The sequence below is a fragment of the Enterovibrio makurazakiensis genome (assembly GCF_050336585.1).
GTDB classification, from domain to species: domain Bacteria; phylum Pseudomonadota; class Gammaproteobacteria; order Enterobacterales; family Vibrionaceae; genus Enterovibrio; species Enterovibrio gelatinilyticus.
On sequence record NZ_JAKJSE010000043.1, the window covers coordinates 18,976 to 40,199 of the forward strand.

Sequence of the window (21,224 nt, forward strand, 5' to 3'; positions counted from 1 at the left end):
TGGCTTACATGATGGCATTGACGATAGTTTTAAAGGGAGTGCTTATACTTTTTACACAGTTTGCAATCTGATAGACACACTGTGCTTAAAAGATCGTCAGCCTTGCATGGCGACTCGAAGCCGTGCAGGGTATACTGAAACCTTTCTTTTTTGACGCGATGTTGTTGAAAGACACATGGATATTTATATAGCACTCCTCGCTGCGCTGCTTTACTTCGCAGCACTAATGCAGATCATACCCGGGCTTTCTGGGCCTCAGCAGATCCCTGCGAAACGGGTTTTTCTTAGCGCGTGCAGTGCGCTGGCTCTCCATGCCTATTTGCTATCAGATCTCATTATTATGGATGGGGGCCAAAACCTCAGCATCTTAAATGTCGCGTCTTTGATCAGCTTTATTATCTCAGCCATCACCACTGGACTCTTGTTCAAAATGCGTGTTTGGGTATTACTGCCGGTCGTTTACAGCTTCTCTGCGATAAATCTTATGACTGCGACCTTATTGCCAGGCGCTGTGATATCGCACCTCGAGGCGAATCCTCAAGTCCTACTACACATCTCTCTGGCGCTTTTCTCTTATTCAACACTGATGATAGCCACGTTATATGCCATACAGTTAGCATGGCTTGACCATCAATTGAAGAATAAGAAAAAACTGATCATGAACCCTAATCTTCCACCTCTCATGGCGGTCGAGCGGCAATTGTTCAATATCATTTTAATTGGTGAAATTTTGCTGACGTTAACCTTAATTACAGGGTTTGCGTTCGTACAAGACATGATTGCACAAGGAAAGGCACATAAAGCCATATTGTCAGCCTTAGCATGGTGTGTATATGGTGCGCTGTTGTGGGGACATTATCGTTCAGGCTGGCGCGGAAGACGCGTTATTTGGATAAGCGTCGTTGGCGCATTCTTGTTAACGTTGGCCTATTTTGGCAGCCGTTTTGTCAGAGAAGTCATTATCGCTTCGTGACTGCACGGTTGAAATTAGCCATTGCGTTTGACAGCGACTCCTATTCTTGTCCTTAATTAGGATTGGCTCAAAAAAGAAGGAACTTGCAATTTGGACGACATATCGACGGGAACATTAGCTTCCCTATTGGTATTGCTCATCGTCGTTTCAGCTTATTTCTCCGGTTCGGAAACCGGAATGATGGCGTTAAACCGTTACCGACTTCGACACCTTTCCAATCAAGGGCATAAGGGCGCCAAGCGTGTAGAAGAGCTTCTATCACGTCCAGACCGACTGATCGGGCTCATCCTTATCGGCAATAATTTGGTCAATATATTGGCCTCTGCAATCGCGACGATACTTGGCATGCGCTTGTATGGCGATCTCGGTGTCGCCATTGCAACGGGTGGTTTGACCCTTGTTATTCTTGTCTTCGCGGAGGTCACGCCAAAAACCCTCGCGGCGCTATACCCTGAACGTGTTTCCTACACCAGCAGCATCTTATTAAGGTTGTTGATGAAAGTGCTGTATCCGCTGGTATGGCTGATTAATGGCATCACCAATGGATTCCTTCGTTTACTGGGCTTAACCACCAGCCACGACGGTAAAGACCATTTAAGCTCTGAAGAGTTGCGCACTGTCGTTAACGAAGCCGGTGGATTGATCCCACGTCGTCACCAAAACATGCTCATTTCTATCCTTGAACTAGAGGAGATCACAGTCAATGACATCATGGTGCCACGCAATGAAATAACCGGCATCAATGTTAATGACGACTGGAAAGCCATCATGCGTCAGCTGACTCATGCGCCGCATGGCCGCATGGTTCTCTATCGCGACAATATTGATGAGGTCGTTGGTATGTTGCGCGTGCGTGAAGCTTATCGAATGATGGTGGAAAATGAGTTCAATAAAGAGAACTTGCTGCGTGCCGCTGATGAAGTGTATTACATTCCTGAAAGCACTCCACTCAACGTTCAAATGCTCAAATTCCAGCGCAACAAACAACGTATAGGGATGATTGTCGACGAGTATGGCGACATTATCGGACTTGTCACACTGGAAGATATCCTCGAAGAAATCATTGGTGAGTTCACCACCTCATTGTCGCCAAGCCTTGCTGAAGAAATCACAGCACTGCCCGATGGTAGCTACATGATTGATGGAACAGCTAATATCCGTGATTTGAACAAGAGTTTGAGTTGGGAGTTACCGACCGATGGGCCGCGCACACTGAACGGCTTGATACTCGAGCATCTAGAAGATATCCCAACGAGCCAGATCAGTATCGAGGTCGAAGGTCACCAAATGGAAATCGTCGAGGTTGGCGAGAACATGATTAAACAAGTCAAAATACTTCCCGTTCCGAAGAACGCCGCGACTTAGCTTAATGCCAATGCCTTTGAGTATGAAAGCCAGCAAATTGCTGGCTTTTTTATGCTCGTCACCTTGTCATCACGAAGGCTGTTTTAGAAACTGAAAAGCGCTCATTACTGAGCGCTTTTTTGTTACTAGATTCGATTATCGGATACGGCTACCCGAATCGCTATCAAACAGTACCAGCTTTTCGGGGTTAAAACGAAAGTACGCCATATCGCCTGCTTTCAAACTGATATTTGCTGGCATGCGCGCCACCACTTCTGTTCCGCCAAGAGAGGTAATCACGTATGTGTCTGCACCCGTTGGTTCGGTGACATCCACCTTGCAATGCAAAGTCGAAGGCGTGCTGCCTTCGCTCTCTGTAATGTCTTCAGGCCTAACGCCCATTTGCACCGTTTTCCCCACATATGCGCTTAGCTCTCCAAACCCACAACTAATGGTGACGGATTGTGGCTCTCCATCAAAACCTGCCAATTGCAGTTGGGTTTCTGATGTATCAGCGCGTTCAACCAACACTTCCACCAAGTTCATGGAAGGACTTCCCATAAAAGTCGCGACAAAGGTATTGGCCGGATCGTCATACACCTCGGCAGGAGAACCCAGTTGTTGCAGTTCGCCATCTTTCATCACCGCAATTTTTGTCGCCAATGTCATAGCTTCAATTTGGTCATGGGTGACATAGACAATGGTTGCGTTTAAACGCTGATGAAGGCGTTTGATCTCCGTGCGCATATCAACCCGAAGTTTGGCGTCCAAATTCGACAACGGTTCATCAAACAAGAATATTTTTGGATCGCGTACAAGTGCGCGTCCCATTGCCACCCGCTGACGTTGACCGCCAGAAAGTTGACCAGGTTTACGCTTTAGCAAATGCTCGATTTGAAGCATCGCTGACACCTCACCGATTTTCTTTTCCCTTTCCGGCTTTGGTACATGGCGCATTTCAAGGCCAAACGAGATGTTCTGCCCCACCGTCATGTTTGGGTAAAGCGCATAAGACTGGAACACCATTGCGATATCACGTTCTGCGGGGTGCAGTTCATTAATCACGCTATCACCAATGCTGACCTCACCATCGCTGATGCTGTCTAACCCAGCAATCATATTCAGCAAGGTCGATTTACCACACCCTGATGGCCCCACCAACACCAGAAAATCACCGTCTTCAATGCCGATGTTTATGCCCTTCAATACTTCAACGTGACCGAAGCGTTTTTTTACGTTACTAAGCGTTAGAGATGCCATTACCTTATCCTTTTACTGATCCCGCCATCAGGCCACGAACGAAATAACGTCCCGCTAAGATGTACACCAACAAGGTGGGGAGCGCGGCAATCATGGCGCCTGCCATGTGCACGTTGTATTCCTTTACACCAGTAGATGAGTTCACCAAGTTATTCAGTGCCACAGTGATTGGCGCGGTATCTCCCGACGCAAATGACGCACCAAATAAGAAATCATTCCAAATATTGGTGAACTGCCAAATGATGGTCACCACAATGATGGGCCCCGAACTTGGCAATAAAATGCGGAAAAACATACGGAAGAACCCTGCACCATCAATCATGGCAGCGCGAATTAATTCACTAGGGAAGGCTTCGTAGTAATTGCGGAAGAACAAGGTGGTAAACCCTAATCCATAAATCGCATGCACCAACACCAACCCTGCCGTGGTATTTGCTAACCCCAGCGTACCGAGCACCTGACTCATCGGCACCAGTACCACTTGGAACGGAATAAAACAGCCAAACAGCATCAAACCAAACACCCAGCGGTGTCCTCGAAACCGCCATTTCGTCAGCACATAACCGTTTAGCGCACCAAGGGTGGTCGATAACAACACGCCCGGCACAGTGATCATGATGGAGTTTGTAAAATACCCGCTAATGCCTTCACACGTCAGGCCAATACAGGCCGTTCCCCATGCGGAAATCCAAGGCTCGACCGTCCAGACTTGAGGCAAGGCCAGCATGTTCCCTTGGCGAATCTCATCGAGTTCTTTAAATGACGTCACCAACATGACGAACAACGGCAGCAAGTACATGCAGGCAAACACGATCAACGTGGTGTAAATCAGGATTCGCCAGAAGCGTGCCCCTTGAAAGGGAGAAGAGGTTTCACTGCTACTCATGCTTCTTCTCCTTCAACTCGCTATACAGATACGGAATGATGATGGCTGCAATGGTCATCAACATGATGATCGCACTCGCCGAGCCCACCGCCATTTGGTTTCTCGAAAAGGTGTACGAATACATAAAGGTCGCGGGCATTGCTGTGGCATTCCCAGGGCCACCACCCGTCAACGCGATGACCAAGTCGTAACTTTTGATGGCCATGTGCGCGAGCACGATAAAGGCACTAAGGAAGACAGGACGAAGCTGCGGAATAATGATGCGGCGATACATCTGAAACGATGACGCGCCATCAAGCTGCGCCGCTTTTAACATTTCACTGTCGATGCCACGCAAACCCGCAAGGAACATCGCCATGACAAAGCCCGACGTTTGCCAGACACCCGCAATCACAATGGTGTAAATCGCCATATCAGGATTGATGAGCCAATCAAAGCTGAAGCTTTCCCATCCCAATTCATGCATGGTTTTCTCAAGCCCTAAACCGGGATTTAAAAACCACTTCCATGCTGTCCCTGTCACGATGAAGCTCAATGCCATTGGATACAGGAAGATGGGGCGTAAGCCGCCTTCAATGCGGATTTTCTGATCGAGCAATATCGCCAGAAGCAAGCCAAGGGCACAGCATATGACGATATAAAGAATGCCGAAGATGGCGAGATTCTCGAGCGCCACTTGCCAATTCAGGCTGTTCCACAATTTCTCGTAAGGACGCACACCATCAAGGTTGTAGTTAGGCAGCATTCGAGAGCGGCTAAACGAGATGTACGTTGTCCATGCAATAAAGCCATAAACAAAAAACAAGATCAGCACGAAAGATGGCGCAATGACGATTTTGGGTAACAGTTGCTGCCAAAAATGGCGAGAGCTGTATTTTCCTTTAGAAGACATAAATCGATCCTTGAGGTAACGCAGCACTGGCACAAAAAGCGCGGTTCTAGGATCTAGAACCGCCTTTTACCAGTGTCACTCTCACTATCCCTAGATTGCGTCTTGAACCGCAGAGACCAGTGCTTTCGTTGCTTGCTGCGAATCCATGCCGCCGTTGAAGTGATTGGTCACCACATCATAAACCGCATTTTTCACCGCCGCTGGCGCAGCATGACCATGTGCCATACTGCCCACCAAGGTGTCGTTTTTGTTTGCTTCAGCCAGATCTGCCATGCCTTTTTGGCCGCACGCATCAAAGTCTGCATTTGAAACATCGGTACGAGCTGGTACAGAGCCTTTCACCACGTTAAATGCAGATTGGAAAGCTGGCGCCATGATGGCTTTCGCCATTTCATCCTGCGCTTTCGACTCACCCACATCAAACATTACGAACTGATCCGAGTTAAACGTCACCATGCCTTGAGTGCCCGGCATACGGAAGCACAAGAAATCTTCATTGGGTTTCAGGCCTGCTTTGAGGAATTCCCCTTTCGCCCAGTCACCCATGATTTGCATGCCGGCTTTATTTTCAATCACCATCGCCGATGCCAAATTCCAATCACGGCCCGGGAAGTTTTTGTCCACATAGCCGCGAAGCTGCGTCATACGGTCAAAAACTTTCAACATGGTGTCAGAACTCAGCGCTTCTGGGTCTAAATCAACCATGGCTTTACGGTAGAAATCGATGCCGCCCGTGGTGAGCACAACACCATCAAAAATGGTCGCGTCTTGCCACGCTTGACCGCCGTGGGCCAGTGGGATGTAACCCGCCGCTTTCAACTTATCGAGGGCTGAGATCAGTTCGTCCCAGTTTTCAGGCTGCTTTGCACCGACTTCATCAAGGAGTTTCTTATTCGCCCAAATCCAGTTGGTAGAGTGAACGTTAACCGGAGCAGACACCCATTTGCCGTCATACTTGGCAAAGCGTTGAAGTGCCGTGGGTACAACTTCATTCCAACCTTCTGCTTCCGCGACGCTGTTAAGGTTTGCTACTACTTCTTCAGCAGCCCAGTCTTGAATATCAAAACCTAGCATTTGGACAGCCGTAGGCGGATTGCCCGACGTCACACGTGCGCGCAACACAGTCATAGCGTTACCACCACCACCACCCGCCACAGGCATGTCTTGCCAGCCAACACCTTTGGTACCCAGATCGTCTTTCAAAACGTTCAGTGCTGCAGCTTCACCACCCGATGTCCACCAGTGTAGAACCTCAACGTCTTCTGCTTGCACCGCCGCTGCGGATAACAGCAAAGTACCTGCGAGTGGCAGGGTTTGAATCATGTTGCGTTTTCTCATGATAGTAGTCCCATTTGTGTCATTGACCTGCGTAACTGCAGACTTACATTGATACCCAAGCAGCCTGAAGATGCCGGATTCAGCGAGCTTTGCTGAAATTGAGCATTTTCAAGTTAATTGGATATATGCTGGGAAAACTAGGCCAGTCCTCTCGCCTTTTTCCCCACTGAACAACATGACGATCGCACCACCAGCTCCACGCCCACAAGGGCACTCTCCGGCACTGTTAAGTTCTCTCGCCACTGCTGTAATCTTTCACATGCCATTTGCCCAATATCTTCTGCGCTAACACGAACCGTGGTTAGCGCCGGTGACATCAATCGACTGTCTTCCAAATCATCGAACCCCACCACAGCAATATCTTTGCCTGGGGTCAGCCCTCGCTCACTCAATGCCGTGTAAGCGCCATAGGCCACCACATCGGTAAAACAGACAATCGCAGTAATTTCTGGCGCCCGATCTAACACACGATTCAAGGCAATTTTCCCGCCCTGACGCTTGGTCGAACTCGGCTCAATGTCACTAGGCTTAACCACCAATCCCGCTTCATTCATTGCCTGCAAGAAGCCTTCTTTTCGCTCTTGGTAATCAGAGATAGACGCAATCCCACCAATAAATGCGATACGTTCATGCCCCAGCCCAATCAAGTAGCGGGTAGACAAATACATACCCAAACGATTGTCCGGCATGACCGTTGGTACAAGCGCACCTTCCACGTCGCGCATCAAGCACACGACGGGGTGCTGAGAGTTGGCCAACTCAGTCAGCCAATTCGCATCTGTATCGGGGGCGGGAGTAATGAAATATCCCGCGACATTGTGCTCTTTCAAAGAAGCCACCATGTCGGTTTGCCTCGTCACGCTCTCATTAATATTGACGACAATCGGCATAAAACCCAGACGTTCAAGCTGCCCCTCAAGGGCAATGATGACCTGCGCCAAATAGGGATTGGCTAAGTCATTGGCAACAATCGCCACTAAATTTGATTCTCTACTTCTCAACCCCGCTGCATCACGGTTATAGATATACCCCAACTCACGAATCGCTTGATTCACTTTTTCAATCGTCTCGGCTTTCACACCTGCATTCCCGCGCAGCACCAAAGACACCGTGGATTTAGAGACGCCTGCCACTTTCGCTACGTCAATCACTGTGGCTTTTCGTCCACTGGAACGTCGTGTTTTTTTGCTCTCAGCCACAGATACATTGCCTCCGAATCGTCCGGCATTCAGCGATGAAAAAAGTTATCTTTCAATTACAAGAACATGCGACGAGCAACATCAAACGTTCAAAAAATAAACTGGAACGTTCCAATAAAGGTAGTATATTTGTGTGAACATGCTGCAAAAACGTTAACAAAAAACACCAAAAACAAGCGCTAAGTCACGCAGTGAAATGAGTGTGTGTTAAGCGTTCATGGATGTAAGACAGAAAAGGAGGGCGTATGGCTCTTTCTACTGAGGATCTCCCCCAGCAAGTCCGTGATTTCAAGCGCACAATGAAGGCGAAATGTCCTGATTACAAACGTCGATTCGAGGAAGTGTCACGCGCGATGGAAGCCGAAATCACACGGATAAAAAAAGAAGAAGCTAAAGGGTCAGCCATACCGCAGTTTGAATTTTCAAGTATCGCTGATCATGGCTTCAACGAAGAACAACGCCATCGCTTGCATCAAGCTGGGTGCGGTATTATCCGCAACACCCTTCCAGAACAAGAAGTCGCTGCGCACAATGATGCACTTTCTCGCTACATTATTGAAAATGGCTACTACGAGCACACTCCCACCGTGGAGGACAATTATTTCAGTCAGTTGAAATCCGATAAGCCACAGATCTTTGGTATCTACTGGTCTCCCGCACAAATATGGGCTCGCCAACATCACAACATGGCCGTTACGCGCCGTCATCTAAATCGGTTATGGACTTGGCAAAACAATGGAAAGACCTTTTTCAATCCTGATCAGGAAGCCAGCTACGCCGATCGCGTAAGACGACGAGAGCCTGGTGATGCAACCTTGGGCCTATCTCCGCACGTTGATTCCGGTTCAATAGAGCGCTGGATAGAACCCCACTATAGAGAGGTTTACTACAATATTTTTCAGGGAGACTGGCAGCAATACAATGCTTTTGATGGCGCAAGTCGTGTGGATGTCGAAGAGTTTCCTTCTCCTGCTGTGTGTAGTGTTTTTCGCACGTTCCAAGGCTGGGTTGCACTAACGCCGCAAGGCAAGGGAGATGGGACTTTGCAGGTAGTCCCATCGACGCTCGCCATCCCGTATATGTTGCTACGCGCCTTACAAGATGATGTCCCTGAAGATGAGTTATGTGGTGCTGCACCCGGCAGAGCGCTCACGGTATCAAAAGAATGGCACCCATTGTTATTTGAAGGCTTGGTGTCCGTTCCACAAGTCCACGCTGGAGATACAATGTGGTGGCATCCTGACACTATTCATGCCGTCGAAGATAAGCACAATGGTACTGGCTACAGCAATGTATTGTTTATTGGTGCAGCGCCAGATTGCGAGAAAAACCGGCGGTTTCTAGACAAACAACGCCCTGCTTTCCTCAAGGGAGAAAGCTGCCCAGATTTCGCACCGGAGCACCACGAGCGCACCTATCAAGGACGTGCAACAGAATTGGACCTGACTGATTTAGGACGACGCCAAATGGGCTTCGACTGACCTTTTTGGGCTTAACGCGCTGTATCAAACGCAAAGGGCGAGAGCTGATTCAAGGTTCAAGGTTCAAGGTTCAAGGTTCAAGCACCATAAATAAAGAAAGCGCCATGAAAGGCGCTTTCTTTATTTATGCTCATAATCGCGGGCTAAAATGGCCACCAGCTGCGATTGGATTCCAATTCAGAACGGCAACTTTGTAATTGTCCGCCATAGGTTTTTGCTTGTCTTTCGACTTTACGAGCCACTTGCATCACCTTAGGTTTTGCTTTGTAGGAGCCACGCTTAAAGCCGCCGCGTCCTTCGTGATACGCCAAATATTGGTTATACGCATCCCATTTAGAGATCCCTAGTTGGCGCTGCGTTTCACTGGTGTACCAACCAATGAATTGCATGGCATCACCAAAGTCCGTTCGCGATCCGCCATTGTCTGTTGCTTTTTGATAGTCAGACCACGCGGGATCTTGCGCTTGAGCGTAACCATAGGCACTGCTGACACGCCCCCATGGGATCACCCAAAGCACATAATCTCTTGGTGGCAAGGCATCATGAATATATGAGCTTTCTTGCTTCACAAACGCCATGGCGATATGAATGGGCGTTCCCCAATCATCTTCCATTTCAACGGCATCGTCATACCAACCATCGTATTGACGGAAGATACTGCAAATATTCTCAGGGCTTTTAGGCGGAGGATTGGCACAGCCCGTTAAAACTAATGAAGCGAGAAGTAAAATCCACTTAGGTGAAAAGTACATAATTGTCCTTTAGCGCTCGAACCATCTCAGTAAAATATTAAACATAGGGATAAAAAAATAGGCAGGAGAAAGCCTGCCTATTTCTGGGTAACAGCCGTCACTCTATAGCGATACACTATCACCAAAATATTCAGCCAGATACTGATCAAAGCTAATAGCGTCGCCTTGCTCCACATCTTGCTGTTTTTTCAAACTAACACGGCTCTCTTCAATAAACTGAGATTCAGACACAAGGTGATACTCTCCCTGTGAATACAATTCCGCATTTTGCTTCGCAATCGCAAGGCCAACTTTGCCAATACTTTGCTGTTCAATGACTTCTCGCAACAGACGTGCTGACAAGGTCTTTTCGGGTTCATCGAACCAAGAAACAAGCTCATGACACACTTTTTGGTAGTTATCACCACCGTAAGCTTTGTCCATCACCACAGCAAGTTCGCTCAAGTCAGCGAAGACACGACGCCCCCATTCCGCTTGGGTTAACTGCTCACCTTGGCAACCGATTTGCAACGTTAGCCCTGGCTTACGTCCTTCCAGAACAATTTTGTTCCAGTTATCGCGCCAGCACGGAAGCTCACAGTCTGTCATAGGTTCGGAGTCAGACAAGGCACACCAAGTGACAAACAAGTCCAAGAAGTAAACTTGCGTATCATCAATGCCTGTCGGACTGAACGGATTGACGTCCAGCGAACGAACTTCGATGTACTCAACACCGCCACGCTCAAGCGCTTCAGAGGGCTTTTCACCGCTCTTAGCAACACGTTTTGGACGAATTGGCGCATACAGTTCATTCTCAATTTGAAGCACATTGGCATTCAACTGGTTATAACCCGACGCATCCTTCACACCCATTTTTGCAAAATCTGCAGACGGTGTACGAATCGCGGCACGAACACCTTCAAGGTATTGGTCCAAACCATTGAATCCGATTTTTAGTCCACTTTGTGCGCTGTTGGTGTAACCCAAATCGCTTAATCGCAAAGACGTCGCATAAGGCAGGTAATTGGTACCTTTACCCAGCACGGTGAAATCAAGGTTGGTTTTGGTTTGGTCGATAAATGACCCACACAACGCAGGGGAAGCGCCAAATAAGTACGGGATCATCCACCCAAAGCGATAGTAGTTTCGGATCAACCCAAAATAAGCATCTGACACTGATTCCTGACGGGCGTATGGCGCTTGATCGCCAAACATCGCCTGCCAAAAACTGTCTGGGAATGAAAAGTTGAAATGCACGCCAGAGATAACTTGCATGACACTGCCATAGCGATGCTTGAGCCCTTGGCGATATAAGGTCTTCATTTGGCCGACGTTTGACGTGCCATATTGCGCCAAGGTGATGTCGTCTTCATTTTCGACGTAACAAGGCATAGAGAGCGGCCACAACGATTCACCATCCATCGCGCGGTAGGTAAAGCGATGGATATCCTGCAACTGCGTCAGCATGTCAGGAACCGAGTAAGTCACTGGGGTAATAAACTCCAGCAGTTGCTCCGCAAAGTCGGTCGTGATCCATTGGTGCGTTAATGCTGAGCCTAACGCTATTGGATGGGCGGCAGATGACAATGTCCCTTCTGGCGTGATACGCAAAGCTTCGCGCTCCACACCTCGTCCAATGCCCTTAAGCGCGTCAGGTTGTTCAGACAGCGCTGCCAACCTTTGAGAAAAACTATTCAAGGCTGTACTCGTTTATATGTTGAAAGCAGTAAGATGGCTAAGGATAATCACTCTCCACGACAAAAGCCATCTCACTGTTTTGCTGTTAGCTTATCTGCCTAAAAATAACGTTCAATTCTCAATCACTAAACGCTTTACAGGCAATCCTAGTGTGGCCAATGGAGACGCTAGCTTGTCGGCATCACCAACAACGATCACCTGATAGTCGTCGGGATCAAACCACTTACTTGCTAACGCGTTTAACGTCTGTTTATCCACTCCATCAATGATCGCTTTCTGTGTCGTCTTATAATCTGACGGCAATTGATGGCGCATGATGTTAGCAATAAGACCGGCCTTATCACTTGGCGTTTCATAGCTCAGGGCATCTTTTTGGCCTACAGCAAGGCGCAAGAATACAAGTTCGTCGTCTGTCATGCCCTGTAATGACATTTCAGCCAGCTCATTTTGCATTTCTATCACTGTTTCCAACGTGCTATCAGCGCGTACTTGCGCTTGAAACACTATACGCCCTTTGTCCTGATCACCCACCACGTAGCCACTTGCTCCGTAAGTGTAGCCTTTGTCTTCACGAAGATTGAGGTTCAAACGCGAGTTAAAGTTACCCGCAAGGTTAAAGTTTGCCAGCTGAGTTTTGAACATCTCACCAGTAGCGTCATAAGGCATTGCATGACGAACCATTTGCACGACGCTTTGTGGGGCTCCAGGTTTATCGACCAACCAAACCTTCGGTTCACTCAGCGGCCTCAACGCCGCTTTGGCAGGTGCGGTGGCTTTCGCCCCCTTCCAATGGCTTAATCCATTGATTTTCGAAAGCAGTGTCTGCTTATCAAGATCGCCAACCGCAATGAGCCTTGTGGTATCCGGCGTGTAATGCTTCGCATAAAACGCTTTCACATCGTCTAACGTCAATTGTCCTAAGGTTTCAAACGTTCCCTCTGATGGAAGAGCGTGCCACGAATCTTGATATAACACTTCGCGACGAGCCTGACTGGCCTGCCATTGCGGAGTTTGATGGCTAAACTGAATACTTTCCAGTGCTTGCTTTTTCAATCGATCAAAATCGCTTTGCTCAAAACGCGGATTGAACAGCATGTCGCCAGCAATCATCAACGTTTCTTTTAAGTTCTTTGTCAGTGATGACACGCTAACCGTGGTGCTTCGCCCTGAGGCATTAATACTGACACTCGACCCTAAACGATCCAGCTTGGCTGCAATGTCTTCACTGGTTTGATTGAGCGTCCCTTCCGTGATCAAATCTGCGGTGAGTGATGCCAAACCATTCTTCCCTTCTGGCTCCATCAAGGTTCCAGCAGGAATGATCAGGTGCATGGTCACGGTTGGCGTTTCATTGGTTTCCGCGCCCGTGATTGCAATCCCGTTGCCCAGTTCAGAATGGTAAAGCATTGGCACATTCACGGTTACAGCACCAGATGGCGCCGGTACGATGCTGCGATCAAATGTCTCTGGCGTTGTTTGCTGTGCAATCAAAGCAGCGAGATCTTTTTCATTGCTTGGTAACGATTTTGCCTCTTCACGCTTTGCCGTAAAGTTTTGGGGCTCCGCTTCCAGCGAAAGCTTGCCAGCAGGAACGACAGAAACCGTGACTGAGGGCTGCTGCCATACAAACGTGGTTAATGCCTGTTCAACGTCTTGGGTGGTCACAGCACTGAGTTCTGTTAGCCACTTGGACAATCTGTCAGGCTCGCCGTAGAAGGTTTCATTCGATGCCAACTGAGCGACCTTGCCATGAACACTTTGTAGGCCGAAAACCGCGCCCGCTTCTGCGCTGCCTTTGACTTGTTCAAGATCGTCTTGCTTGATGCCACGCGCTTTCAGCGAATCCAGCACTTTCAATACGTCTTGACGAACTGTGGTGAGATCCTGCCCTTGATTACCCAATACATACAGTTGGAACGTACAGGCTAGCTCGGCACAATCTTGGTATGCGCTGGCACTCAGCACTTTACCCGGCTTAACAAGCTCTTGGTACAGCAAGCTATTGCGACCTTGCCCAAGTACCGAAGCCAACATATCTAACGCCACGGTCGACTCCGCATCGGGATATTGCGTCGGCCAACTCATGACTAACATCGGCTGCTGGATTTTGTCTTCCAGCGTCACAAAGCGATCCCCATCTAGGGTCACTGGCCACTTGTCTGCGGCAACAACATCCGCACCACGAGGAATATCACCAAAGTACTTATTCACCCATGCCAGTGTTTGCTCAACGTCAATGTCTCCACCAATGGTAAGCGTGGCGTTATTCGGCCCATACCAACGTAAAAAGAAGGCTTTGAGGTCATTCACATCAACGCGGTTTAAATCCTCTACATACCCAATCGTCGGCCAACTGTAAGGATGCGTTGGCGGGTAAAGTGCCGCAGCCAATGTTTCGTGAACCAAGCCGTATGGTCGGTTATCGAAATTCTGAGCGCGTTCATTTTTCACCGTATCACGTTGAATCTCAAACTTGCGCTGCGACACCGCTTCAAGCAAAAAGCCCATGCGATCAGATTCAAGCCAAAGCATTTTCTCTAGCTCGTTCGCTGGCACGGTTTCGTAATAGTTAGTTCGGTCGCGATTGGTAGTGCCATTCACACTACCACCAGACTCTGTCACATATTTAAAGTGCTGCTGGTCACCCACATGCTTGGAGCCTTGAAACATCATGTGCTCGAAGAAATGTGCAAATCCAGACTTTCCGGGCTCTTCACGGGCAGAACCCACATGATAAGTCACATCAACATGCACCAAAGGATCCGACGCGTCAGGATGCAATAGAACCGTCAGGCCATTATCGAGCTGATATTTTTGGTAAGGAATGGAAGGTTGTCCTTGGGTTTGGGTTTCGTTTTTTTCAATTAACGTCACGCCCATCGGAAGAACTGGTTCAGGTGATGTCGAATAGACACCGCACCCAGACAGCGCAAGTACGGCTGCCGTAAGGATAAAATAACGCACACACTATCCTTTCAAATAGAAATCAAACAAAAAACAGGCCCCGGGTTACCAGCGCCAATATTACATATCTAAGGGCTTTCCCCGTCGCAATTAACAGCCAACACCAGTGCTGCTTTAATCGCAACCAACCTGCCGCTAAGCAAAGAGGGTCACCGATCAATGGCAGCCAACTTAACAACAAAGTCCAATAACCGTAGCGTTGTAGCCAGCCAATGGCTTTTTGACCATGCTTTTGCTCAAGGGTTCGCGCGGGAATGAATCGACCAATAAAATAGTTTGTCATACCGCCTAAGGTATTTCCTAAGGTGGCAACGAGCACTAATACACCAAGGCTAAATTGGGATTCTTTAAGAAGAAAAATCAGGTTGGCTTCCGAACCACCTGGAAGCAAGGTCGCGCTGAGAAAACCGGTGGAAAAGAGCACCCACAGCGCGGAGTCGCCGCTAATCCAATCCAACATCTGTCACCCGAATATCAATGACATCCATGCCAGCCGCTTTTGCAGCATCAAAACCAAATACTGCATCTTCAAACACTAAACATTTCTTGGGTTCGACACCCAACAGCTCGGCACAACGAAGAAATGTGTCTGGGGATGGTTTGTGTGCGCCAACTTGGTCAGCGCCGACTACGTGATCGAACAGATCGAGAATCCCTGCCTTTTCCATCATGCGAGAGGCAAGCTCGGTCAAAGTGCCCGTTCCGACAGCCATCGGGATCTTTCCTGAAAAATGACGAGCAACCTCAGTAAACGGCAAAATAGTGAGATGATCTTCTAGCAAAGAAGAAAAACACTGTGTCTTGTGGTCTGCCAATACCTGAGCATCAACATCAAGGTTCAGTTTTTCAATCAACGAACGTGCTGTCAGGATGGTCGGGCTACCACCGCGAGTGTGATACCACTCTTCCGACACAGAAAAACCAAAATCTGCTGCAGTTTGTTGCCAAGCAGCATAGTGACCCGGCGTGGAGTCCAATAAGGTGCCATCTAGGTCGAATATTAATCCTTCATAGTCGTCATACCGACTCATTCAGGCATCTCCAATAGTAATTTACCGCGCGTGCGGCCGGTTTGAATATCAACATGAGCTTGTACACCGTCTTCAAGCGGATACGTTTTTGCAATTTCAACGCGTACTTTTCCCTCTTGAACCAATGTCAGCAACGTATCCATTTGTTCAGGTTTTGGCACCACCAACATGCCTTTCACATCGATTCCCAGTGGTTTTGCCGCAGCAATAATGCGGTCGGCAGTAATGGTAGGCACCGTCACAACTCGGCCATTTTTCGCAACAGACTTTAGTGCCGCTTCACCGACATCACTGCCAACGAGGTCAATCAATACATCGACGTCATTGACCTGCGCTTCAAGCGGTGAGACCGCGTAGTCCAAGGCTGTTGCACCCAAGCCATTTACAAAATCGATATTAGCCGCAGAACAACTCGCGTAGACACTCGCACCTTGCGCTTTAGCTAGTTGAATCGCGAAGTGTCCAACGCCGCCAGCGCCAGCCAGTATCAGCACCTTCTCACCCGCTTTAAGCTCCGCCAACTCCAATGCCTGCCATGCGGTTAAGCCCGCCACAGGAAGAGAGGCTGCCGCTTCAAACGACACGCCATCAGGAATGCGAGATAGTACGTCAGCACTGGCACATAAATACTGACCGTAGCCACCGCCTTCCACAATTCTTCCTGCAACGCGGTCACCCGCTTTAAATCTCGTAGAGTCTTGGACGACAACACCCGCCACATCGAAACCGGGAACCCAAGGCAAGATATCTTTGATTTTCTCAGCCCCCCAGCCCAAGCCTGCTCGCGTTTTTGCATCGACAGGGTTTACGCCAGCAAAAGCCACTTTTATAAGGACTTGCCCATCTTGCGGCTCAGGAATATCAGTGTGTTGGAGTTTCAGCGTTTCAGGTCCGCCAAACGCGGTAATTGCCAGTTGAAGATTTTGAGGCATGTGTCGTCCTTAATGCGTGTGATGTCCTGAGTTCAGTTTCAATAAAAAAGGCGGAAGACACAATGCCTTCCGCCTTTATTTCATGACTTTGTCGTGTTGTTTGGTTTGGATTAGTGGTTAACCCACGATTAAACTTCGGTTAACCGACCAAGGCCAATAGCACACCCGCTGCAACGGCAGAACCCAATACGCCTGCTACGTTAGGGCCCATTGCATGCATCAGCAAGAAGTTATGCGGGTTAGCGTCTAAGCCCACCTTATTAACCACACGTGCCGCCATTGGCACCGCTGATACACCCGCAGCACCAATCAATGGGTTGATGTTGTCTTTGCTGTATTTGTTCAACAGTTTCGCCATCAATACACCAGCAGCCGTACCGATACTGAATGCTACTGCACCCAACACAAGAATACCCAGAGTCTCAATGTGTAAGAACTGTTCAGCTTGAAGCTTCGAACCGACAGACAAACCCAAGAAAATGGTGACGATATTGATAAGCTCATTTTGCGCCGTGTTTGATAAACGATCTACCACACCACACTCACGCATCAAGTTACCCAAACAGAACATACCGACCAACGGCGTTGCCGATGGTAAGAAGATAATCGCCATGACCAGTACAGCCAGTGGGAAGATAATCTTCTCGGTTTTCGAGACATGGCGTAGCTGCTTCATCTCGATCTTACGTTCTTCTTCCGAGGTAAACAGTTTCATGATCGGAGGCTGAATAATCGGTACCAATGCCATGTAACTGTATGCTGCAACCGCAATGGCACCCAGCAAATCCGGAGATAGCTTACTCGCAAGGAAGATAGCCGTAGGACCATCTGCACCACCAATGATTGCAATCGATGCTGCGTCCGCCAGCGAGAACTCCATGCCTGGAATCAAGTTCAGCAGGATCGCACCAAACAGTGTTGCGAAAATACCAAACTGCGCCGCTGCACCAAGCCACAAAGTACGAGGGTTAGCGATAAGCGCGCCAAAATCCGTCATGGCACCAACACCCATAAAGATGAGAAGCGGTGCAATACCCGATGCGATAGCCACACTGTAGAAAGAGTAAAGCGTACCATCAGTGAATTTTGCTGCATGAGCGGCTTCATCTAACTCTTTGAGTTGATGGAGATCCGCACCGTCCATCGCCATTTTAATGGCTTCTGGATTCGCATCACCAAGACCAAGGATACGGGCAAACTCCCACATCACATCAGGACTCGCAGCGTACAACGCATTTTGTATCGCATTATTTGCCAAGCCCACTTCGGGAATATTGGCAAGAATGGCACCAAAACCTATCGGCAATAGCAGCAGTGGCTCAAAACCTTTGCGGATGGCTAAAAACAGCAGCATGCACCCAACAAAGATCATGACCAATTGACCAATCTGGAAATTGGCAAGGCCCGTGCCTTGCCAGAGGATTAACAAACCTTCCATGTTTTCCTCTATCCCCTTACGCCAAGTTCATCAATGGTGAACCAACGGTAACTGAATCACCTTCTTTCACCATGACGTCTTGAATAACACCAGAACGAATCGCGCGAACTTCTGTTTCCATCTTCATTGCTTCAAGAATGATCAGTACATCACCCTCTTGCACTTGGCTACCTTGCTTAGCAACCACTTTGAAGATATTACCCGCCAGTGGCGCAGCCACAGCCTCAGCAGTACCCGCTGTTGGCGCTGAAGCGACAGGAGCAGATTGTAATGCTGCGGTTGGGGTGACAGAAGTAAGTTCACCTTGAGGGCCAACAACCACATCAAACACCTGACCATTTACTTGCACACTGTAAGCTTCGGTGTCGCTAGCGGCTGCAGGTGCAGATGCCGATGCAGGAGCGGCAGTTTGTGCCACATCTTTCTCGCTACCAGGAGCTGGCTCAAATGCATCAGGGTTACCGCGGTTTTTAAGGAACTTAAGGCCAACTTGTGGGAACAGGGCGTAGGTCAACACGTCGTCAACTTGCGCTTCTGCTAGCAAAATGCCCTCTTCTTTCGATTTGGCGATAAGCTCATCGGTCAGCAAGTGAAGCTCTGCTTCCAGCAAATCAGCTGGGCGGCATGTGATTGGCTCAGCACCATCTAACACACGCGCTTGCAGTTCTGCGTCAACCTCTGACGGCGCAGCACCGTATTCACCTTTCAGTATGCCCGCAGTTTCTTTGGTGATGCTCTTGTAGCGCTCTCCTGTCAACACGTTGATGACAGCTTGCGTTCCAACAATTTGTGACGTTGGGGTAACCAGTGGAATAAAGCCAAGATCTTTACGAACGCGTGGGATCTCTTCCAACACTTCATCCATACGATCAGCAGCACCCTGCTCTTTCAATTGGCCTTCCATGTTTGTCAACATGCCACCAGGCACCTGAGCAATAAGAATGCGGGAATCTACGCCCTTCAGCTGACCTTCAAACTTGGCGTACTTCTTACGTACTTCACGGAAGTAAGCTGCGATAGGCTCAATCTTATCAAGTTGCAAACCAGTGTCGCGCTCAGTGCCTTGCAGCATCGCTACCACGGTCTCTGTTGGGGTGTGACCATACGTCGAACTCATTGAAGAGATTGCGGTATCAAGGATATCCAGACCCGCTTCAGCCGCTTTCACGGCAGTCGCAGTAGAAAGGCCTGTGGTCGCATGACAATGCAATGCCAGTGGAATATCACACGACGCCTTAATACGCTTGATAAGCTCTTCTGCTTCGTATGGGCGAAGCAAACCTGACATGTCTTTGATACACAAAGAGTGACAGCCCAAGTCTTCAAGACGCTTCGCTAGGTCGATCCATGTATCCAAGGTGTGATGAGGGCTAGTGGTGTACGACAATGTACCTTGTGCATGCGCACCCACATCAACCGCAGACTTCACCGCTTTTTCAAAGTTACGCACATCATTCATCGCATCAAAGATACGGAAAACATCCATACCGTTTGCATGCGCGCGTTCAACAAACTTTTCTACAACGTCATCTGCATAATGGCGATAACCTAAGAGGTTCTGACCACGCAGTAGCATTTGCATCGGTGTTTTCGGCATGGCTTTTTTCAGCTCACGCAAACGAACCCATGGGTCTTCACCAAGAAAACGGATACACGCATCAAACGTCGCTCCACCCCATGTCTCTAAAGACCAGTAACCGACATCATCAAGCGCCGCAGCAATGGGTAACATGTCATCAAGACGCATACGGGTCGCAAACAGCGACTGGTGGGCATCACGTAAAACGACATCTGTAATAGCGAGTGGCTTAGACATACGACATAACTCCTTGTAATTGTATGTTTCGCATCAGCTAGCGCTGGCGACTACGGTATTTATGCACCGCTGCAGATATGGCAGCGATAGTATCCCCTGAAATTTGACCATTATTATTTTGATTAGGTGTGGTGGTCGACGTTACCTGAGGGGGTAACTCTTCGGGGACAAGACGTGACATCAAATTGACCAAAGCGATCAAAATGGTGAGAAAGACGAAAACCACGGCCATGCCAGTAAACATCAGCGTAGCGGCTTGCTCGAGTGTGCTTCCCAAATCCATAGGTGTTTTCCTTCCATTTAACCAATTGGCTAACCAGCCAATCAGCAACAACACTTCTCTCAAATGTGACTGACATTTGTTGAGAATTTACTTATTCAGTTAAGTAGTCGGTCAAAATACTAACAAATCACAATAATGACAATCCTGTAATACCTAACATTTCTGCCATTTTCGGCCTCTGACGCAATAAATACAATCAAATGTTATTATATTGTTAAAAGAAAACACTATTCGAGCAGGTGACTTTGTTGTCAAAAATAACACAACAAAAGCACTAATCATCAGAGGGTTAATCGCATATTTCAGCCATAAACAGACAAGACATGCCAGAAAGCATCAAAAACGAATAATGGGCGTTGTGAATAAAAGATTTAACAATTGAGAATTTGAGAAATTAGTCAAAAAAAGTGAATTGAAATTCAGTTCTGTAGTACGGGGAGTCGTGCGAAGATGAAATGGTGCGCGTGGGAGGATTCGAACCTCCGACCGCCTGGTTCGTAGCCAGGTACTCTATCCAGCTGAGCTACACGCGCATTTTCGGTATTGCACAATAAGCCTGAAGCTTATTGTTTAAAGAATGGTGCGCGTGGGAGGATTCGAACCTCCGACCGCCTGGTTCGTAGCCAGGTACTCTATCCAGCTGAGCTACACGCGCATTTTCGGTATTGCACAACAAGCCTGAAGCTYATTGTTTTAAATAATGGTGCGCGTGGGAGGATTCGAACCTCCGACCGCCTGGTTCGTAGCCAGGTACTCTATCCAGCTGAGCTACACGCGCATTTCCGGTGTTACACAACAAGCCTAAGGCTTATTGTTTTAAGTAGTGGTGCGCGTGGGAGGATTCGAACCTCCGACCGCCTGGTTCGTAGCCAGGTACTCTATCCAGCTGAGCTACACGCGCATTTTCGGTATTGCACAACAAGCCTGAAGCTTATTGTTTTAAATAATGGTGCGCGTG

At 48.4% G+C, this 21,224-nt stretch carries 17 protein-coding genes and 4 tRNA genes; 3 read left to right on the forward strand and 18 right to left on the reverse strand.

Going from position 1 to position 21,224, the window contains the following annotated elements; translation table 11 throughout:
- Positions 1-175 precede the first annotated feature (175 nt).
- Both L4D06_RS24475 and L4D06_RS24480 read left to right on the forward strand, forming a co-directional pair.
- Positions 176-973, forward strand: coding sequence for a cytochrome C assembly family protein (locus L4D06_RS24475; RefSeq protein ID WP_274162760.1), 798 nt, complete (start codon positions 176-178; stop codon positions 971-973).
- Positions 974-1,063: 90 nt separating this feature from the next.
- A complete protein-coding gene (locus L4D06_RS24480; RefSeq protein ID WP_429742055.1) occupies positions 1,064-2,338 on the forward strand; it encodes an HlyC/CorC family transporter in 1,275 nt (424 codons plus the stop codon).
- 135 nt (positions 2,339-2,473) lie between these two features.
- Here L4D06_RS24480 and L4D06_RS24485 read toward each other — a convergent pair whose 3' ends face one another.
- The 5 genes from L4D06_RS24485 to L4D06_RS24505 form a co-directional block, all read right to left on the reverse strand.
- Positions 2,474-3,577: an ABC transporter ATP-binding protein gene (locus tag L4D06_RS24485; RefSeq protein ID WP_429742057.1), complete on the reverse strand. Its 1,104-nt coding sequence runs from the start codon at positions 3,575-3,577 to the stop codon at positions 2,474-2,476.
- A 4-nt stretch (positions 3,578-3,581) separates the two neighbouring features.
- Complete coding sequence (locus L4D06_RS24490; RefSeq protein WP_028024617.1) at positions 3,582-4,463, reverse strand: carbohydrate ABC transporter permease; 882 nt, start codon at positions 4,461-4,463, stop codon at positions 3,582-3,584.
- Complete coding sequence (locus L4D06_RS24495; RefSeq protein ID WP_274162763.1) at positions 4,456-5,355, reverse strand: carbohydrate ABC transporter permease; 900 nt, start codon at positions 5,353-5,355, stop codon at positions 4,456-4,458. The genes L4D06_RS24490 and L4D06_RS24495 overlap by 8 nt, the downstream gene beginning before the upstream one ends.
- Before the next feature lie 90 nt (positions 5,356-5,445).
- On the reverse strand, positions 5,446-6,693 hold the full coding sequence (locus L4D06_RS24500) for an ABC transporter substrate-binding protein (protein ID WP_274162764.1): 1,248 nt from the start codon (positions 6,691-6,693) through the stop codon (positions 5,446-5,448).
- A gap of 137 nt (positions 6,694-6,830) precedes the next feature.
- The gene (locus L4D06_RS24505) at positions 6,831-7,844 is read right to left on the reverse strand and encodes a LacI family DNA-binding transcriptional regulator (protein WP_420791173.1); all 1,014 of its coding nucleotides are present in this window, start codon (positions 7,842-7,844) and stop codon (positions 6,831-6,833) included.
- 293 nt (positions 7,845-8,137) lie between these two features.
- Here L4D06_RS24505 and L4D06_RS24510 point away from each other — a divergent pair, with 293 nt between their 5' ends.
- Complete coding sequence (locus tag L4D06_RS24510) at positions 8,138-9,373, forward strand: YbiU family protein (protein WP_429742060.1); 1,236 nt, start codon at positions 8,138-8,140, stop codon at positions 9,371-9,373.
- 143 nt (positions 9,374-9,516) lie between these two features.
- Here L4D06_RS24510 and L4D06_RS24515 read toward each other — a convergent pair whose 3' ends face one another.
- The 13 genes from L4D06_RS24515 to L4D06_RS24575 all read right to left on the reverse strand — a co-directional run bounded on the left by L4D06_RS24515 (position 9,517) and on the right by L4D06_RS24575 (position 21,167).
- Positions 9,517-10,125 (reverse strand): transglycosylase SLT domain-containing protein, encoded by a 609-nt coding sequence (locus L4D06_RS24515; RefSeq protein WP_274162767.1) that lies wholly within the window; start codon positions 10,123-10,125, stop codon positions 9,517-9,519.
- Between the two features lie 102 nt (positions 10,126-10,227).
- Positions 10,228-11,781: a glutamate--cysteine ligase gene (gshA, locus tag L4D06_RS24520; protein ID WP_429742071.1), complete on the reverse strand. Its 1,554-nt coding sequence runs from the start codon at positions 11,779-11,781 to the stop codon at positions 10,228-10,230.
- Between the two features lie 132 nt (positions 11,782-11,913).
- Positions 11,914-14,766, reverse strand: coding sequence for a M16 family metallopeptidase (locus L4D06_RS24525; RefSeq protein WP_429742062.1), 2,853 nt, complete (start codon positions 14,764-14,766; stop codon positions 11,914-11,916).
- Positions 14,767-14,788: 22 nt separating this feature from the next.
- Positions 14,789-15,226 carry a YqaA family protein gene (locus L4D06_RS24530; RefSeq protein ID WP_274162769.1) on the reverse strand — a complete coding sequence of 146 codons (438 nt, stop codon included), beginning with the start codon at positions 15,224-15,226 and terminating at the stop codon, positions 14,789-14,791.
- The gene (locus tag L4D06_RS24535; RefSeq protein ID WP_429742064.1) at positions 15,210-15,797 is read right to left on the reverse strand and encodes a beta-phosphoglucomutase family hydrolase; all 588 of its coding nucleotides are present in this window, start codon (positions 15,795-15,797) and stop codon (positions 15,210-15,212) included. Before L4D06_RS24535 ends, L4D06_RS24530 begins: the two co-directional genes overlap by 17 nt.
- Positions 15,794-16,729, reverse strand: a complete 936-nt coding sequence (locus L4D06_RS24540) for an NADP-dependent oxidoreductase (RefSeq protein WP_429742066.1) — start codon at positions 16,727-16,729, stop codon at positions 15,794-15,796. The genes L4D06_RS24535 and L4D06_RS24540 overlap by 4 nt, the downstream gene beginning before the upstream one ends.
- Before the next feature lie 139 nt (positions 16,730-16,868).
- Entirely contained in the window at positions 16,869-18,167 is a 1,299-nt protein-coding gene (locus L4D06_RS24545; protein ID WP_274162772.1) for a sodium ion-translocating decarboxylase subunit beta, read from the reverse strand.
- A gap of 16 nt (positions 18,168-18,183) precedes the next feature.
- On the reverse strand, positions 18,184-19,983 hold the full coding sequence (gene oadA / locus L4D06_RS24550) for a sodium-extruding oxaloacetate decarboxylase subunit alpha (RefSeq protein ID WP_429742068.1): 1,800 nt from the start codon (positions 19,981-19,983) through the stop codon (positions 18,184-18,186).
- Positions 19,984-20,020: 37 nt separating this feature from the next.
- Positions 20,021-20,266, reverse strand: a complete 246-nt coding sequence (locus L4D06_RS24555) for an oxaloacetate decarboxylase subunit gamma (RefSeq protein ID WP_028024604.1) — start codon at positions 20,264-20,266, stop codon at positions 20,021-20,023.
- A gap of 456 nt (positions 20,267-20,722) precedes the next feature.
- A tRNA-Arg gene (locus L4D06_RS24560) sits at positions 20,723-20,799 on the reverse strand.
- Positions 20,800-20,844: 45 nt separating this feature from the next.
- A tRNA-Arg gene (locus tag L4D06_RS24565) sits at positions 20,845-20,921 on the reverse strand.
- A 46-nt stretch (positions 20,922-20,967) separates the two neighbouring features.
- Positions 20,968-21,044, reverse strand: a tRNA-Arg gene (locus tag L4D06_RS24570).
- Between the two features lie 46 nt (positions 21,045-21,090).
- Positions 21,091-21,167, reverse strand: a tRNA-Arg gene (locus L4D06_RS24575).
- Between the last annotated feature and the right edge of the window lie 57 nt (positions 21,168-21,224).

Coding starts and splice junctions, on each gene's coding strand:
- L4D06_RS24475 (WP_274162760.1), top strand. CDS start 176: ATGGATATTTATATAGCACTCCTCGCTGCGCTGCTTTACTTCGCAGCA.
- L4D06_RS24485 (WP_429742057.1), bottom strand. CDS start 3,577: ATGGCATCTCTAACGCTTAGTAACGTAAAAAAACGCTTCGGTCACGTT.
- L4D06_RS24490 (WP_028024617.1), bottom strand. CDS start 4,463: ATGAGTAGCAGTGAAACCTCTTCTCCCTTTCAAGGGGCACGCTTCTGG.
- L4D06_RS24495 (WP_274162763.1), bottom strand. CDS start 5,355: ATGTCTTCTAAAGGAAAATACAGCTCTCGCCATTTTTGGCAGCAACTG.
- L4D06_RS24500 (WP_274162764.1), bottom strand. CDS start 6,693: ATGAGAAAACGCAACATGATTCAAACCCTGCCACTCGCAGGTACTTTG.
- L4D06_RS24510 (WP_429742060.1), top strand. CDS start 8,138: ATGGCTCTTTCTACTGAGGATCTCCCCCAGCAAGTCCGTGATTTCAAG.
- L4D06_RS24515 (WP_274162767.1), bottom strand. CDS start 10,125: ATGTACTTTTCACCTAAGTGGATTTTACTTCTCGCTTCATTAGTTTTA.
- L4D06_RS24530 (WP_274162769.1), bottom strand. CDS start 15,226: ATGTTGGATTGGATTAGCGGCGACTCCGCGCTGTGGGTGCTCTTTTCC.
- L4D06_RS24535 (WP_429742064.1), bottom strand. CDS start 15,797: ATGAGTCGGTATGACGACTATGAAGGATTAATATTCGACCTAGATGGC.
- L4D06_RS24540 (WP_429742066.1), bottom strand. CDS start 16,729: ATGCCTCAAAATCTTCAACTGGCAATTACCGCGTTTGGCGGACCTGAA.
- L4D06_RS24545 (WP_274162772.1), bottom strand. CDS start 18,167: ATGGAAGGTTTGTTAATCCTCTGGCAAGGCACGGGCCTTGCCAATTTC.
- oadA (WP_429742068.1), bottom strand. CDS start 19,983: ATGTCTAAGCCACTCGCTATTACAGATGTCGTTTTACGTGATGCCCAC.
- L4D06_RS24555 (WP_028024604.1), bottom strand. CDS start 20,266: ATGGATTTGGGAAGCACACTCGAGCAAGCCGCTACGCTGATGTTTACT.